Genomic DNA, 364 nt, shown 5'->3' on the forward strand with positions numbered 1-364 from the left:
CTGTTCAAAGCGTCCGTGTGTGTGCCGTTATGCTGCTCGGTTGGGTCGCTTGTGTTAGTCCGCTTGTTGCAAAGGTTGGAAAGTTGCGCATCCTCATCCATCAGCGACTCCAAATACTCGTAATTAATCCGATACCATTTGGTTTTGTCCATCTTAAAACGATTGTAATTTCCGGAAACGATTAAGCCTTCCCTTTCAAGCTTCCCAATAATTCTCCGGATTGTACTCGTTGACCAAAATGGAAACTGCCTGTGCCAATCCTCGTATGTGTTATACACCCATTGATACCCATCATATGTATGCTTGCTATCTGCCAGCCAGTAGTGAAGTTGTTGGATAAACAGCGCCTGATTCAGTCCAATCT

1 protein-coding gene is annotated in these 364 nt (G+C 44.8%); it reads left to right on the forward strand.

Going from position 1 to position 364, the window contains the following annotated elements:
- The coding region (locus LIZ98_RS17745; RefSeq protein WP_227140457.1) for a hypothetical protein at positions 1 to 185 on the forward strand (185 nt) is incomplete at its 5' end.
- Positions 186 to 364: the final 179 nt, after the last annotated feature.

The sequence above is a fragment of the Caldibacillus sp. 210928-DFI.2.18 genome, assembly GCF_020554505.1.
Taxonomy (GTDB): domain Bacteria; phylum Bacillota; class Bacilli; order Bacillales; family Caldibacillaceae; genus Caldifermentibacillus; species Caldifermentibacillus hisashii.